This is a genomic window from Andreprevotia lacus DSM 23236, from assembly GCF_900176275.1.
Lineage (GTDB): Bacteria > Pseudomonadota > Gammaproteobacteria > Burkholderiales > Chitinibacteraceae > Andreprevotia > Andreprevotia lacus.
The window spans coordinates 143,683-159,998 of sequence record NZ_FWXD01000003.1; the positions used below are offsets into that span (position 1 = coordinate 143,683).

A 16,316-nucleotide genomic window follows, 5' to 3' on the forward strand; every position below is an offset into this window, starting at 1 on the left:
TATGACATCTCCCCACATACTGGTTGTCGATGACGAGGAAGCCAACCGCCGCATTGCGCAGTTGTTGCTGGAGCATGCCGGCTACACCGTCAGTCAGGCCGCCAGCGGTGGCGAGGCGCTGGTGATGCAGTCCATGCAGGCATTTGACCTGATGCTACTGGATCTGAGCATGCCGGAAACAAGCGGTTTTGAAGTGTGCGCGCAGATTCTGGACCAATACCCAGCCAAGCGGCCTGTACTGGTGGCCTATACCGCGCATGTACTGCCAGCCGAGCTGTCTGCGGTGCACGCAGCGGGCTTTGACGACGTGCTGATCAAGCCAGTATCCCGCAGCGGTCTGCTGGAGTGCATGCAGCGCTGGACCGGTGGAGCAAGCCGTGGATGACGCCCTGCTGGCAAGGCAGCTGTCCCATGCCTTCAACCTGGAGCCGGATGCCGACTGGACACGTCTGGAGCAACAGATCGCCGCCAATGCGCGCGACAATCCGGCCAGCCATCGTGCGCAATTGCAGCAATTCATCGGCATGGTGCGCGCAACCTACCTGCAATACTTGCACGCTGGCGCCAGCGGCCCGGCAGCGACTGACCGGGGCGGCAACGCTGCGACCTCCGGCATACAGGCCAATCTGCAGCAAACGCTGGCGGCACTGACGGCGGATCCGGGCATGCTCCAGGGCGATGGCGTCGACCTGCAAACGCTGTCCGGGCAGATTGCCAGGCTGGTGCAGGAACACGAAGCGGCCCACCAGGCACTGGTTGCCAGCGAGAGCCGCTACCGCCGGGTCGTCAACAGCCTGAAGGAAGTGGTGTTCAAAACCAACTGGCAAGGCGGTTGGGTCTTCTTGAACAAGCCATGGGAGGAATTGACCGGCTACCGGGTAGAAGATTCGCTGGGCAAGAGCTTCATGAATTTTGTGCACCCGCAGGATCGCGATGAGCACCTGAATGAATTCATCGCGCTCATCGAGGGGCGGCAGGAAACCTGCCGGCTGACAGTGCGCTATCAAACCCGCCTGGGGCATGCCCGCATGGTCGAGGTATTCGCCCGGCTGATCGTTGATGAGCAGGGGCGCATTCTGGGTGTAGGCGGTACCTTGAATGACGTGACCGAGAGTCACGAGGCCCAGCGCGCCCTGGCCGATTCCTACGCCCACCTGCAGGATGCGGTGGAAAGCATGGATGCCGGCATACTGATTCTGGATGAGCAGCGGCGCATACGGGTGACCAACCAGCAGTTGCGATCCACGTACCAGGCCATTGCAGCCGCCCTGCGCCCGGGCATGCCCTTTCGTACCCTGGTACAAGCGCATTATCGCAATGACCCTGTTCTGCCGCTGCATTGCAGCGAGGAACAGTATATTGCCCAGCGTATGGCCGAACTTGACCTGCCGCATTACGCCTTCGAGCGCCAGCTGAACGAGCGCCATTTCGCGATCAGCCAGCATCGCACCAGCGATGGCGGCACCGTGATCCAGCATACCGATGTCACGGCGTTGTACCGCAGCGCGCAGGAACTGGCCAAGGCCAAGGAAGCCGCCGAGCAGGCCAACCGGTCCAAGTCGGACTTTCTGGCCAATATGAGCCATGAAATCCGCACCCCCATGAACGGGGTGCTGGGCATGCTGCAACTGGCTCTCGATACCGAACTTGATCCGGAACAGCACGAATTTCTGCGCATTGCACGGGCATCGGCAGAAACCCTGCTGACCGTCATCAACGAAATACTCGATTTTTCCAAAATCGAATCGGGCCGCCTGGATATCTACCCGGAAAGCATCATCGTCGACGAAGTGCTGCATGATTGCCTGAAAGGCATTGCGCATCGCGCCTATGAAAAAGGGCTGGCGCTTTACGCCGCAATCGATCCTGCCTTGCCCGGCAGGCTGATCTTCGACCCGCATCGCCTGCGGCAGATCATTACCAACGTGGTGGGCAATGCGATCAAGTTCACCGAGCAGGGCGAAATCGTGGTGCACCTGCAAGCTGCCACGCTGCGGGACCATCCGGCCTTGCGGCTGATCGTCAGCGACACCGGCATTGGCATCGAACCGGACAAGAAACTGCACGTGTTCAGCGCCTTTGAACAAGCAGACACCTCCACCACGCGCCGCTATGGCGGTACCGGTCTGGGCCTGAGCATCTGCCAGCGCATCGTCGAGCACCTCGGCGGCACCATTGAACTGCACAGTCAGCCCGGCGAAGGCAGTGCCTTCGTCTTTACCCTGCCCTGCGCGGCAGACCGGCAGCCCATCGAGCTTGCCAACTGCCCGACTGGCACCGTACTGCTGGTGGAGCCCCATGCCGGCCAGCGCCAGGCCCTGGCACAACGCCTCGCAAAATGGGCAGTGAATGTTGTCGAGACCGCCAGCGCGGACGAAGCGCAGGCATGGCTGGAATCCGCTGCTGCCGGCGTCCCCGGGCATGTGCTGCTGCTGGCCTGCCCCACAGGCGATCAGCAGGAGCCGGCGCAATATGGCGCCATGCTGCAACGGGCGGGAATGAAGAGCAGCCAGCTGTTGATGCTGCGCGAACCTGGTGCCATCGACGACAAGGCGCGCTGGTTCCAGCAAACCAGCGCTACGGTACTGAATAAACCCTTGTCGGACCACGAACTTGACGCTGCGCTGCGCACGGCATTGGCGTTGCCGGGTGAAGCAGCTGCGCCGGCAGCGGGCACATCCAGCCGTAGCCAGCGCCCGGGCCGGCTGTTGCTGGTGGAAGACAACGCTGTCAACCGCCATCTGGCACTGCGACTGCTGAGCAAGCAGGGTTGCAGCCAGATTGAGGTCGCCTGTTCCGGGATTGACGCGCTTGAGCAGGTTCGCCATCACGATTACGACCTGATCTTCATGGACATCCAGATGCCCGAAATGAGCGGTCTGGAGGCCACGCACAGAATCAGGCAGCTGCCATTGACCGTGCAGCCACGCATCGTCGCGATGACGGCCAGGGCCATGGCAGAAGACCGTGCAGCCTGCTTTGCCGCCGGCATGGATGATTATCTGAGCAAACCCATCGAATGGCAGGCACTCAAAGACATGCTGGACCGGTATATGCCGACGGTGGACACCGCTACTGCGCCGGTCTCGCAGCAGTTTGACCAGGCCGCGACCCGCTTTGGCGATGACCCGGTGCTCTGGCAGGTGCTGTGCAATGCCTTTGCCAGCGAAGCCATGCCGCTGGAAGCGCGCATGACCCAGGCGCTGCACCAGCAGGATGCCACCCTGCTTGCGCACACACTCACCACCCTGGCCGGCGCAAGCAGCCACTTTGCCAGCGACTGGGCGACCCAGGCACAGGCGCTGGCCGGGGCGATCTCACCGGACATGGACTGGCACGATGTCGCCCCGCGCGGCGCGTCATTGCATCTTGATTTGCTCAAGCTGATCGCGCTGGTGAGGGCCGTAGCGATACAGCAGGGAGGTGCCCCGTGAAAGTAGTCATCATCGACGATACGCAAACCAATCTGCTGCTGATACAGCATCTGTTCAAACGCTTGCCGGAAGCAGAGCCGCTGCTGTTCCAGGAATCGCGGCAGGGGCTGGAATGGTGTCTGGACAACGAACCGGACCTGATCGTGGTCGACTACATGATGCCCGAGCCTGACGGGCTGGCAGTGGCGCGCCGCATTCGCGCCGAGCCACGCTTGCGGGATGTGCCGCTCATCATGGTCACGGCCAATCAGCAAAGCGACGTACGCTATGAAGCACTAGGGTGCGGCGTGACTGATTTCATCACCAAACCGATCGACAACCACGAGTTCGTGGCCCGCATGCGCAACATGATGACGCTGCGCGCCAACCAGCTGGCGCTGGCCCAGCGGGCCGACTGGCTGGAAATCGAGGTCAGCAAGGCCACGGCAGCGATACGTGCGCGCGAACGCGAGATGATCGTGCGCCTGTCACGCGCGGCCGAGGCGCGCGATCCGGAAACCGGCGCGCACCTGCTGCGCATGGCCAACTATGCCGCGCTGATTGCCCGTGCCATGGGCTGGAGTGCACCAGAAGCCGAATTGTTGCTGCATGCAGCGCCCATGCACGATATCGGCAAGGTGGGGATACCAGATGCCATCCTGCTCAAGCCGGGGCGGCTGGATGCAGACGAGCTGACCATCATGCAGACCCATCCGGCCATCGGCCATGAGTTGCTGGCACGCAGCGACTCACCGCTGCTGCAACTGGCCGCCACGGTTGCCCTCACCCATCACGAAAAATATGACGGCAGCGGTTATCCGCAACACCTGCAAGGCGATGCCATTCCCGAGGCCGGCCGTATTGTTGCCGTTGCCGACGTCTTTGATGCCTTGTTGTCCCCGCGCCCCTACAAACAGGCGTGGACACTGCCGGCCACGCTGGATTTCCTGCGCGAGCAACGTGGTGCCCACTTTGACCCGCGTTGCGTCGATGCGCTGCTTGATCATCTGGACGAAGCGCTGCAGATCCGTGAACGCTATCAGGACAACGACGATCTGTTCCATTCTCTGGAACCAGCCATCTCCATGCGATCAGTGCTCTGCGGCTAGCCGGCACGCAGCAACGCGCCGGCTTGCCGGCAGGCTGGGCTAATCCACCAGCGCGTAATAACGGAATTGCGATTCCACCGTATCGCCATTCACCTCGAACTGTGGCGGCAGGCTGTCCTCGTACACCAGCTGGCCACCGGGATTGAAAATACGCACCCGGCTGTCGAGCAAATCCTTGTTGTCGCCCGGCGATGGGGCCGGGCCGGGCGTCGGCGAAGGTACCGGAGTAGGCACCGGATTGGTGGTGCTCGCCGTTGTGGGCTGATTGCCGGTATTGAGCGCCAACCGCACATTGGCGGCTTCTTTCTGGATATCTGCCTTTACACCACTGGCCTTGACCTCGGCGGCCTTCACTTCGCTGGCCTTGGCGGCATCGCTATCCTTGGCAAAGCGGGCGGCAAAACCGCGCAGCAAATCCAGATGCGATACCGGGCCGCTGGTGCCGGCACCCTGCCCTGTGTTGCTACTCTGCCCCGAACTGGCGCCCAGCCAGATGCGGAAGTAGCCATCGCCATCGGTCTTGCCCGTCAGCGGTGCGCGGTGCTGCTCCACCCAGCGCGGCACGGTCAGCTCCACGGTTTGTGCGGCCACCGGTTTGCCGTCGGCATCCAGCACATAACCGTGAAACAGATTGTCCTGCGTGGCCGTTTGCAGCAGGTTGCCGACGTGCGCCACGCCAACGGCAACATCGTCGGCCAACGCGGCCAGCGCCTTGGCGCGCAGTTGCGCTGCCTGTACGCGTGCATCGCCATCACCATGTTTGGCAGCCAGCCGCTTGGCTTCCACTTGCTGGCTGTTGACGGCGCCGGCTGACAGGCCCTGCAACAACAGGCCGGCCTGCGGTGCAATGCTGGTCAGCCCCTTGAGTGCGCCAAGCAGACCGGCTGCATGCTGGGCGTCGAAATTGGTCTTGCGGTCGAACGTTGCCATGAGCAAACACTCCGGATCAGGATTGGAAGGCTACCGCGCCGGCACCGACAAAGGCAGCCAGTGCTTTTTTGCCCTGCGCGCTGCAAATGCCGTCGCAGAAGGCTTCGGCCAGCACTAGGTTGTCGTGCACGCTTTCCAGCATGCCGTTGGCCGACAGGCAGTGGGTGGATTGATTGTCGGCCGTGGTATTCATCAGGCCGGTGGTAAAGGCCGACAGCAGTGCACGGCCCCAGGTCTCGGTCAGCCGGTTGTCGTTGACGCGCAGCGACAAGCCGAAGGCCAGCAGATCGACCAGCGCCAGCTGTTGCTGCGCGCTGAACTCGAACTGGTTGGCCAGCGCCGCCACGTCATCCAGCGACAGCAGCACCGTCGATGCCAGCGCATAGCCTGACGGGTTGTCGCTGTCACCCAGGCTGTCGTAGCTCACCTGGTTGTCGTTGAACTGCAGCTTGCCGGTGGGCAGCTTGGTCTTGATCGCCTTGGTGAACACCGATGCCTTGGCATAGGTGCAAATGGCCTGACCATTGCCGGTGCTGGGCGAGCTCTTGTCGAAAATCTTGAGCAACAGGGTCACCAGCAGACCTATCGTCCACTCACGGCTGAAGCCGAAATCGGCCACCAGCACGGTGGATGCCAGCAACTGCAGATCGGTCGCCGTGGTGCCCTGGCTGGCCAGCCGGTTGTCGGTAATCGCCAGCGGCCCGGCGCCCAGCAGGAACAGCGCCTGCCCCAGGGGCTGCACGATCACGTTGTCGTGGATGCGCAGCTGCGGGCTGCGCTGCGGATCGGCAGCCTGCTGTGCGCCGGTACTGGTCGAGGTCTTTTCCAACTCCGGCGCACTCAGCGCCAGCCAGACATGCACGCCGGCACGCAGGCCGGCCTGCGCGCTGGTCACCGGCTGGCTGTCGATCACGCCGTTGTCGATGATGTGGTTGTGCTCGATGCGCAACCCCTGCGCCATCAGTGCATAGACACCGGTCACCGGGCTGCTGCGCCCCAGGCCGTGCCGGGCGATCAGGTTGTGCTCGATCACCAGTTCGCTCACCAGCGCCAGCACCACGCCACCGTAGGCCGCAAACAGGCGATAAGCCTGCGGAATCTGTTCCACCTGACGCTGCAGGTTATAGGCAAGGCGGTTATCCGCAATGCGCAGCCCATGCACGCCGATCAGGTCGACCTGCTGGTTCACCAGCCCGAACAGCCGCACCACGCTGATGCCGTTGCCACCATGCCGGGCGATGTCGTTGCAACGAATCTCGATACGGTACAGATCGCCGCGCGAGCGGTAAGTCACCGTGCTGTTGGGGTCGTCGATCAGGATGATGCCGATGGCCGAGCACACATCGCATGGATTGTTGCCGGTCGGAGTCTGGTCGGGCACATCGGTTTCGCCACCGCCGCTGGCCACCTGCACCAGACTGCCCAGCGTGATGCCGTGGCCGGCGCCGCCGATGATCTGGTTATCGACGATGCGCACGTCCTCGCTGCCGCCGGCAATCTGGATGCCACCGCGTGCGCTGCCACCGCCAAACGGGTTGGCATAGATGCCGCCGTTGCCGGGCAAGGTGGTAATCATCGAATGCGTGACCGCCAGTTGCTCGCCCTGCAGATACACCGCCGGAAAGATGCCGAACTGGTCGCGCATCTCCACCACGCTGTCGCTCAGCGTGGTGTGGTCACTCTCCCATACCACCACGGCCGGCATGGCGCCGGCCTCCAGCGCCAGCCCTTCGATATGCACGTCGCTGCTGTTGTACACGTAGACAGCCGGCGCTTCGTTGCCATTGGCCACCACCGGCGCGACGATGCGCGTGCGCGGCCCGCAACCGTGCAGGGTGATGTGCTGCCGGTTGCCGATGTAGACGTTTTCTTCATAACGCCCGGGCAGGATGCACACCGAACCACCGCTGGCCGGCAATGCAGCAATGGCCGCATTGATCGAGGTGAACTGGCCGAAGCTGTTGGTGCCATCGCCCACCGTCACGCCGCAGCAGTTGCGGATTTTGCTCAGCGGCAAAAAGGTGCGCCGGCAGTCATGGATGACCTCGCCGGTGACGTTGCCACCGCTGAAGGTCCAGCGGATCAAGCCCAGCGGTGCGCGGTAACGTTTGACACCATGCGCCAGCACGCCAGCCTTGTCATAGCCCCATGGCGTGAGCACCTGTGGCGCGGCCGGGCGCGCGGCGATGATCCAGTAGTCATTGGCGCGCAGCGGCCCGCCTGTCCACGACACCGACAAGCCGGTATGGCCCAGCGTGTTGTTGGCCAGCGGAATCTTGGCCGGCGAGCTGAGGTCGTCACCGCGATTCCACACCCGCACATATACAAAACGCTGCTTGGCATCGCCATTGAAAAAATCAGCCTGGTCCGCACGGCCTTCCCAACGGTTCTCGAAACCGGTTGGCGGTTCATCGACGATGGTGAACTCGGCGCTGTCCGGCAGATAACTGCTCGCCACCTTGGTCAGATGGCCGGACAAATCGGCCACGCGCTCGCCGTTGGCCAGTGCGGCCGACCACGGCAACAGCTCGACCACCTGATCCTTGAGCGGCCAGTGAACCGCATCGCGCGGCTCGGTCAGCAGGGTCAGCTTCACCCGATGGCCGTTCACGCTGCTCAGCAAGGCGCGGTACAGCGGCGCGGCGTTGTCAAAACCCCAGGTGTAGTGGGTGTCATCCACCAGCTGCACGCGGATGGCCTGATTCTCGGCGCCCAGATAACCGCCGTTCTGCGGTGGCGAGCACAGATTGCTGGTCTCCTGCGGCGTGGTGAACGCCACCTTGAGGCGCGCCGTGGTGGCCAGCTCGTAATCAGCGGCCAAGGTGCCCAGACCCGACCAGCTGGCAGTCAATGCCGACCACGCCGCCGGGCACTCGTCGGTATTCACGTTCGGCTGCACATACACCCGGTGCAGTGTGCGCACGCGCGTGCTGGTATCCGGCCCGCCCAGCGCCACCTCGAACAGCTCGCTGTCCTCCACTGCCGTCACCGGCTGCTGCCAGGCCTCCACCCACACCATGTCGATGCGGCTGCCCGAGGTCGGCGCTACCGGCCAGTCGCTGGCGTTGGCGCCAAAGGTGAGCCAGTCCTTTTGCAGGTGGAATGGTTCATCGACCGCCAGCTCCAGCCGCAGTCCGCCCAGATAGAGCGAACCCGCCGCCAGCTTGAAGGTCGGTTTGCCACCCACCACGGTCGGTGCTTTCAGCAGGAAGCCGTCATCCGGCGTGCCATAGGCACCGATGGCATCCAGCCGCGTGCGACGCTGGTCTTCCTGATCGAGCTGCGCGGCCTCGTTGAAGTCGTCATCGGTCAGTACCCGCCCTTGCTGCATGCGCACGCCGGCGTAGCGTTTCAAAAAGTCGGTCGCGTTGCGCGACAGATCGACGGTGGACATGGGACTGTCTCCCTCAGTTCTCAATAATGAAGTCCGGCAGACGGCCGAACGGTAGATATTCCTCAACCTTGGCCGCCAGACTGCTCAGGCGGACAGGCACCATTTGTGCGGCAAACGCGCCGATCTCGCTGCCGTTCTCGCCGCCCGACACCAGGCTGGCCGGCACATGCGGCGCCAGCGTGGCGTAATGCGGGTCGCCATAGCGGGTGCTGGCAAAAACACGCGGCAGATCGTCGATCAGATGCGATTCATACGGGTGCGGCACGCGCGAACCCGGCCCGCGCGCAGAAAAACGGAAGCAGCCGTGCTGCGTATCGGCCACGGTGACCACACCGGCAATCAGCGTGTCGCTGGCGTCGAGTTGCTCCACCTGCACCGCGAGCGCATCCAGCGCGGCGCCGATGATGGTGCTGCGCCGGCTGGTCATATGGGCCGGCAAGGCATCAATGGCAATGCCGCTGCTGGCGTGCACGATGCTGTCGCTCAGGGTGAGCGTGCCGATGGCCGAACTGGCCCCCTCCAGCCGGATGGCAGCAATAATGCTGTGGTCGATCACCAGTTGCTCGACGTAGCCCTTCACCACCAGCGGGATGGCCGCCAGCGGCTGGCCCAGACCGTCGCTGCCGCCGGGGTCCAGCGTGCAATAGCGCAAGGTCACGCGCTCGAAATTGCCTTGCAGATACAGCGAGTGCGGTGCAGTTGCCCCCACCCACAAGCCATCGAGCAACAACTCGGCATCGTCCTGCGCGGACTGGAAGCGCCAGTGGTTGCTCAAGGTCAAGTACGGGCGTTCATCCTCGGCGGCCACCACCGAAGTGGCAATCACCGCCAGTTGATCGGGTGGGTTGGCATAGGTGGCGCTGTCCTGGATCAAGGTCTGGCCCTGTGCCGGAATCGCCCCCACCGTGCCGCCCTGCCACACCACGGGCGCCGCAGCGAGATCAACATCGCGCGCATAGGCGCCAGCGCCGATCGGCGCGGCCATGCCGATGTGGTAATCGACGCTGGTGCTGGCCAAGGTGTGGCCGGCACGATCAAATACGAAGCGGCCACGCTCTGGCTCAATCAGCAAGCGTACGTCGCTGACCGTGGGCAGTGCGTAGTCATCCAGCTTGGCCGAGCGCGTCTGCTCGCGGTCGATCACGCCGGCGCTGTCGCTTACCCGCACTGCGGCCACACCGTGGCTGGCCTGCCCGCTGGCGGCATCGGGCAACAACGTGGCGCTGCCGCAATTGCTGCTGCGCGTTTGCACCAGCAGCTGGGCAAATACCCCCGCCTGGGTGAGCACCGCCCCGCTGGCCAGACCGGTCAGCACGCGGCGCAGATCGTCACGCTGGGCAAAGCGCTGCCCCAGCAACAGGCGCAGATCGGCAGCGGCAGCCATGCGTTGTGCCTGTGTGCCGATCAGCGGCGTGGTCTGCGCCCATGCGACGGCGACATCGCCGATCTCGAACCAGCTCTCGCCCAGCAGCCGGCAAGTCAGCGCGCGCGGCAGCGCCCATTCATCGGCGCTGTGCCAGCGGTGCCAGTCCTGCTCGGCACTGCCGGCAGCAAACAGCGGAATGTCGCGGCCGCTGGGGTCAAAGCTCCAGCCATTCCACTGGCCGGCCAGATTCTTCATGCGGCGCGGCTGCACGCCGGTCAGCCCGACACTCTGCAGGCGGTAGAGATGGAAGCTCAGTTTGGCGATGCCACGCTGGCCACGCACCGCCACCGGGCCGCGCTGTCCGTGCACGCCGGACGGGCGGCGCGTATCGGGCGTGTAGTGGAATTCCTCGAACAGATCACCGGTCAGCAAGGCGCCGCGCGCCTGGCGCAAATCGGCCAGCCCGCCCTCGGGCGTGCCGGTGAGCGGGCCGCGCGTAGGGATACCGTCCAGCCCGTGCCGTGTGCGCGCCAGCAGGCGGAATTCCTCGATCACCTTGCCGTCCCAGCCGGCCATGTCGGCAATCAGCTGCTCCAGCACCGCCAGCGTGCCCTTGCGGCGGCGGTAGTACAGCGTCTTGGCCACATCGACGCGGCGCGCGCGCGGGTCCAGCGCCGATACCAGCCGCGTGCCGACCAGCTCGGCCAGATAGGGAATGGCCCAGTCGTCGGCCAGCTCCACATAGGCGTCGTCCCACAGCCGGTCCTGATTGCGCTTGAGCACCGCTGCCTGCGCGGCCAGCGTTTCGATCAGCGCGCGCAGGCTGCCCTGCGGCGCATCCAGTTCGCGGTAAATGGCAGGCAGCCACTGCCACAGCTTTTCGGCCAGATATTCGCGGTAGCCGTCACGTGCGTTGGGCATGCTGTCCTCCATGGGCACGGTTTGCGTAATGCGCGGTCATGCCGGCACTCCTTCGCTCGCCGCCGTGCCGTTCACCAGCACGCCGCCGCTGCCAAAGTCAAAATAGTGGCCGGCGTTCGGTACACGCGCCGGCTGGGTGAACGGCCCTTCGTTGAAGGTGAGCGACTGCACACCGATCACCCCCGGCACCGCCATCACCACCGCCATCAGCTGGCTGACGAACACGGGGCCATCCGGCCCCAGCCGCTCGGCACGCAGAAAGCCCCCCGTGCCCGGCAGGGTGACCGGCGCATACAGCGCCAGCAGCACCGCCGCTTTCACCTGGCTGGGCGAGTGATCCGGATCGACCAGCACCGCGAGCGCCAGCCGCGCCGTTTGCGGCAGCGCCTGCTCGACACGCAGTGGCGCATCCAGCTCGGACAAGGCGCGCAGCCGGCTGGTGATGGTGCTGGCCAGTTGCTGATCACCGATGTAGCCGATCACCGCCGCCGGGCGCAGCCCGGCGGCATCCCAGCGCCAGCTGGCGCGCACTGCCCGCACTCCGGCCACCTGCGATGCAGCCGCCTCCAGATCAGGCAGCGAAATCGCCCGGCCCAGCAGCAAGGCCGATTGCGGCGCATACACCGCCAGCTCGGCCGAGCTCTCGGCATCGGCACCGCCATAGGCCGGCAGCACGTTGTGCACGCGCCGCAGGCCGGCCACCGGTTTGGCCAGCTGCTTGATCAGCCCGGCCGGCGGTACGGCGGCACCGGCGCCATGGCGATAGTCGGCACTGACCACCGCGCCGGTCGGCAGGCGTGCGCCACCACCAAACGTCACATGGCTGTCGCCGGCATCGTCCTGCCGCACCGTGTAGACCTGCGCATGCGCATCAACGCCATAAAAAGTATCGACCTCATGCCATTGCACGCCGCCCACCCAGACCGCCAGCGTGCTGACCATGCCGCTGGCGTTGTTGGCCGGCAGATAGGTGAGCGGTTTTTTCTGCAGCTTGAACGACTGGCTGGCCTGTGCACCGTCACCGGTGCCCAGCACCTCGCCATGCACGCTCTCGCCGCGCGAAATCTGCAGCACATTGCCAAACAGGGTGACCGGCGCGGCCAGCGTCTTGCCCCAGGCCGGCGTGGCATCCAGCGTGGCACTGTGGTTGGCGGCATCCAGGCTGCCCTGCGTGCTGACGCCATCGTCATTGGCGTCCTGCAACAGCACGCCGTGCAGGGTGACGCGCGGCGCATCGCGCAGCGCGGGCAGCCCCACCGGGTCGGTCTGGCCCAGCGTATCGAGCACCGGCGCCAGCACCTGCGCAGCCGGATAAAGCGCGTAGTGCACGCTGGCCTTGCTGACGTCGAGCGTGAACGATGGCGCGCTGTCCAGCGTGAGCGTGGTGCTGCCGCGTTTGATGGCCGGACTGGTCAGGGTGCTGGTATGGCTGGCACTGTCGGTAATCGTGCTCGACAGCGACGACAGCACCGTGCGTTGCGCTTCGGCAATGCTGCTCACATGGCGGGCATCCAGCGAAGTGCCTTGCTCGATCAGCACGATCTGGCCGCTGTAGATCGGTGCAATCACATTGAGCGCGATCTGGCTGCCGCTGGCCGCATTGCCCTCGCCGCTGCCAGGCGTGAGCTGCCACAAGCTGGTGGTGGCACCACCGGCCAGGATGCGCAATTGCGCATAGGTGGCGCCACTGGCGGGCGACACGCTGCTGCTCAAGCCGATGCGGCTGAGGTTGGGTGGCGTGCGCTGCACCTCGGTACTGACGGTGCTGATGCGGCGCGCGTACAGCTGGCCGTTGATGTCCAGCACCACGGCATCACCCGCCCGCACGCGCACGCTGGCCGGGTCAACCAGCAGGCTATCGAAGCTGGCAGGCAAGGTCGTGGCACGCACCTTGGCAACCGGCAACGCGTTGATGCGCGGGTCTATGCCGGTGGCGGCATCCAGCTCGAAGATCTGCGGCGGCTCGCCGGCAAAAGCGCTGCTGCGGAACGCGGTGCCTTTCGGCAATTGCACCGGCTGCTTGCCGTCGGCCTCGGCCGCCAGTTGCGCGATGGCGGCCACCGCCGGGCGTGGCCGGTAGCCCAGCAAACCCACCAGCCGGCGCTGTGCGCCGCTCAGGCTGGCGGTATGCAGATAACTCTCGCCCGCCACCAACGCATCGTAAAAACCGAGCACGTCGAATACATAGGCGCCCATCTCGACCAGCATCAGACCGAAATCGTGCCCGTCGCGCGCGCGCCAGTCGCGCAGTGCCGGCGAGCGGCCGATATCGGCCAGCAAGGCATTGCGCCAATCGCCAAACAGGCCAGGCGCATGCGCCGGGCGGAAAAACGCCGACGCCAGCGCGGCCGGAATGGCACGTGGCTGCGGGAATACATGGCTGTCGCATGCGCAGCTCATAAGCCGCCCTCCATCACGAGCTTCACCGCGCCGCGCTCGGGCAGGTCACGGTCATTGGTCACGCGCACGATTTCGTCCGGCGCCACGCTCAGGCTGAATTCATTGAACGCACGCCAGCCAAACCAGCCGCGCCTGCGCACCTGCATGTCCTCCACCGCCTTCACGCCCGGCACCGCCTGTATGGCCGCCAGCAGCGCCGCGCGCGACAGCGGCGTGCCAAAGGTGAAGTGATCAGGGTCGAAGAAACCGCTCATGCCGTCGCTGCCGAACAGCGCCTGCAGCACCGCTGCCTTGACCTCGCCGCGATAGGCACGCGGCAGCACGCAAACGACGATTTCCAGATCGAAGCTGGCATAGCGCGGCTGGCGCTGCCTGACCTCGCGCCCTGCCTGCCGCACGCGGTCGAGCAAGGCAGTCAGCTCGGCCTGCTGGCCGGCACTAGCGCCATAGCTGTCGCGCACATCCGGCGTCACCATCACCGTCGGCCAGCTGCCGGTCCAGCGTTGCACCGCACCGGCACGCTGCACCCAGGGCAGGCGCTGCGCGATGTCGGCGTAGTCTTCGGGCCGCACCGCGCGTTCGGTCACCGTGCGGAAGGCCTGCGGTGCGTTGATGCGGATCTGCTCGGCGCTTTCCGGGTCGCGCCCGCCACTGGCCGGCAGCGGGTTGGTCACCGCATCGACAAAGGCCGGCTGGCTGTCAAAGCGCACCAGCGTGCCGGCGCTGACATTCATCAAGCGCCCGTTGCCCAGCCGGTAGCGCACGGCAAACACCGCGCCCTGCGGGGCTTGCTGGCCAAATTCGCCATCGCCAAAGCGCAGGGTCATGCCCTCCGAGCTGGCGTAGTCGCTCAGTGCCGTTACCTTGCCAAAGCGCTCGGCCGAGAACACCGTGCGATAGAGGCCATCCTCCAGCACGTACACCGGGTCGGTCGGCAGCGCGGTTTCTTCGCCGATCAGTGCATCGCGCCAATGCCATGGGCCGTGGCCCTCGCGCACCACCTCCACCTCGGGCACGCTGGCGCCATCATCATCTGCATACCAGGCCAGCGGCACGACATCCGAACCGGGCAGCGAAAACAGATGCTTGATGCGTGTATGCACGGCAGCGTAATCCAGCGCCTCGTTGATGCCGATGCGCTCCAGCGCCTGCGGCAGGTCGGCATTGGGGTCGGCCGGCCCGGCAGGCGCGCCGATGCGGAAACGCAACGCCGGCTCGCTGCGCGCCGGCAAGGTGCGGCCTGACGTGGCAGGCAGCAGGTTGCCCAGCACCACCAGCGTTTCCAGATCCAGCTCGAACGGCGTGGGTACATCCCAGACGATGGTGGTGATGTCCTGCGCCAGCAGCACATCGCTGCCATCGGTGGCCGATGCCACGCGCACCGCCAGTTGCCGTGCCGGTTTGGACGGGTCGGTAGGCCGGGTCAGCAGCGCAATCCACTTGCCGACCGGGTCGGTGGCGACCCATGGTGCCAGCAGTGCCTGCAAGTGCCCGGCCAGCGTGAGTTGGGTGCTGCCTGCCGGCAGGCAGCTATCATTTTCATCCCACAGGTGCGGCGCAAGCTGGTTGAGCGCCGGGTCCACCGGGAAATCGACGTTGTAATCCGCCAGCCCGTGCCCGACCTCGAAGGCAATCTGCTGCGCGGGGTCGGTCACCACGGTGCCGCCCTTGACCTTGCCGATGCTGTTGGCGCTGATGGCCAGCCACGCAAATGCGCCGCTGCCGTTATCGAGCGGGTAATCGACCAGCCGTGCCAGCTGCCGCAGCGAGCGGCGCTGGCTGGCGGTTTCCAGCGTGGTTTCGCGCAGGATGCGGTCTTGCGCGTAGGAGAACTCATCACCCAGCGCACTGAGCAATTCGACCATCACCACGCCCAGATCGGCCTCCAGCCTGTCCTGCCAGTCCGGGTAGCGTTGGGCGGCAAAATCGAACAGTGCCTGGCGCAAGCTCCAGAAATCGCGCGCGCTGTAATCGACCGGGAAATCAATCTGCGCCTCGGGCGGGCAGGCGTGCGGGCCGGTTTCGCAGTCGAGCTGGCTGGCGCAGGCGGCCTTGAACGAGAAACGCACACGGTTGTAGTAACCGTCGAGCTTGGCGCTGTTGATGGCCAGCCGGTAATAGCCAAAGCCACCCGGCCCGCTCAGCGTGAGCTTGAGTGCATCGCGCCCGTTCACCTGCACCATGCTGCTGGTCAGCACCGCCACGTGCGCTGGCGTCACCTGCCCTTCGCCTGTAATGCTGAACTGGTCTGGCGCGAGGCCGGTCAGCGCGGTCTTTACCGCAGCCGGCAGCTTGTCGTGCACGAAGTAGACCTGCAGCTCGTCCTGCGTGGGGGCGACGTAAATGAAGTCGATGCCGCTCAGCGCGCTGGACTGGCGCAACAGTTCGATGCGATCGGGCAGGCTCATGGCGTCACCTGCAGATTCAGGTAGCGGCGCTGGCCGCGCGCCTTCACCACATAGCCGACGCGGATATCCAGCCGCGCATCGCTGGCCTGCACCGAGACCTCGCTGACCGAGATCACATTGCCCAGCCAGCGGTTCAGCGCCTGATACACGGTGGTCTGCGCCAGGGTGGCGGCAATCTCGCCGCCGGGGGCGAACACCAGCCGGCGCACGCCGCAGCCAAAGTCCGGCCGGTTGATGCGCTCGCCCGGCCCGGTCAGCAGTACCTGCATGATGAGCTGCTCGACGTGCGCGCTGTAGTCGGTTTCCTGCTCGGCCTGCCCGCGTGCGGCATCAATGCCGAAGGGGTAGCGCAAACTGGTGAAGTAACTGTCCATC

The 16,316-nt window shown here is 65.1% G+C and carries 9 protein-coding genes; 3 read left to right on the plus strand and 6 right to left on the minus strand.

What is annotated here, in order from left to right; translation table 11 throughout:
• The first annotated feature begins 1 nt into the window (after position 1).
• From B9A19_RS03785 to B9A19_RS03795, 3 genes are read left to right on the plus strand one after another with little or no spacing between them, the layout of a single operon-like run.
• Entirely contained in the window at positions 2–385 is a 384-nt protein-coding gene (locus tag B9A19_RS03785) for a response regulator (RefSeq protein ID WP_084089213.1), read from the plus strand.
• The gene (locus B9A19_RS03790; protein ID WP_139798632.1) at positions 378–3,434 is read left to right on the plus strand and encodes a response regulator; all 3,057 of its coding nucleotides are present in this window, start codon (positions 378–380) and stop codon (positions 3,432–3,434) included. The genes B9A19_RS03785 and B9A19_RS03790 overlap by 8 nt, the downstream gene beginning before the upstream one ends.
• Complete coding sequence (locus tag B9A19_RS03795; RefSeq protein WP_084089215.1) at positions 3,431–4,522, plus strand: HD domain-containing phosphohydrolase; 1,092 nt, start codon at positions 3,431–3,433, stop codon at positions 4,520–4,522. The genes B9A19_RS03790 and B9A19_RS03795 overlap by 4 nt, the downstream gene beginning before the upstream one ends.
• A gap of 39 nt (positions 4,523–4,561) precedes the next feature.
• Here B9A19_RS03795 and B9A19_RS03800 read toward each other — a convergent pair whose 3' ends face one another.
• Genes B9A19_RS03800 through B9A19_RS03825 form a run of 6 tightly spaced genes read right to left on the minus strand, consistent with a single transcriptional unit; the run spans position 4,562 to position 16,315 of the window.
• The gene (locus tag B9A19_RS03800) at positions 4,562–5,452 is read right to left on the minus strand and encodes a hypothetical protein (protein ID WP_084089216.1); all 891 of its coding nucleotides are present in this window, start codon (positions 5,450–5,452) and stop codon (positions 4,562–4,564) included.
• A 16-nt stretch (positions 5,453–5,468) separates the two neighbouring features.
• Positions 5,469–8,846 (minus strand): DUF6519 domain-containing protein, encoded by a 3,378-nt coding sequence (locus tag B9A19_RS03805; protein ID WP_084089217.1) that lies wholly within the window; start codon positions 8,844–8,846, stop codon positions 5,469–5,471.
• A gap of 13 nt (positions 8,847–8,859) precedes the next feature.
• The gene (locus B9A19_RS03810; RefSeq protein WP_084089218.1) at positions 8,860–11,133 is read right to left on the minus strand and encodes a hypothetical protein; all 2,274 of its coding nucleotides are present in this window, start codon (positions 11,131–11,133) and stop codon (positions 8,860–8,862) included.
• Between the two features lie 36 nt (positions 11,134–11,169).
• Positions 11,170–13,533 carry a baseplate J/gp47 family protein gene (locus B9A19_RS03815; RefSeq protein WP_084089219.1) on the minus strand — a complete coding sequence of 788 codons (2,364 nt, stop codon included), beginning with the start codon at positions 13,531–13,533 and terminating at the stop codon, positions 11,170–11,172.
• Complete coding sequence (locus B9A19_RS03820) at positions 13,530–15,941, minus strand: putative baseplate assembly protein (protein ID WP_084089220.1); 2,412 nt, start codon at positions 15,939–15,941, stop codon at positions 13,530–13,532. The genes B9A19_RS03815 and B9A19_RS03820 overlap by 4 nt, the downstream gene beginning before the upstream one ends.
• Complete coding sequence (locus B9A19_RS03825; protein ID WP_084089221.1) at positions 15,938–16,315, minus strand: GPW/gp25 family protein; 378 nt, start codon at positions 16,313–16,315, stop codon at positions 15,938–15,940. Before B9A19_RS03825 ends, B9A19_RS03820 begins: the two co-directional genes overlap by 4 nt.
• Between the last annotated feature and the right edge of the window lies 1 nt (position 16,316).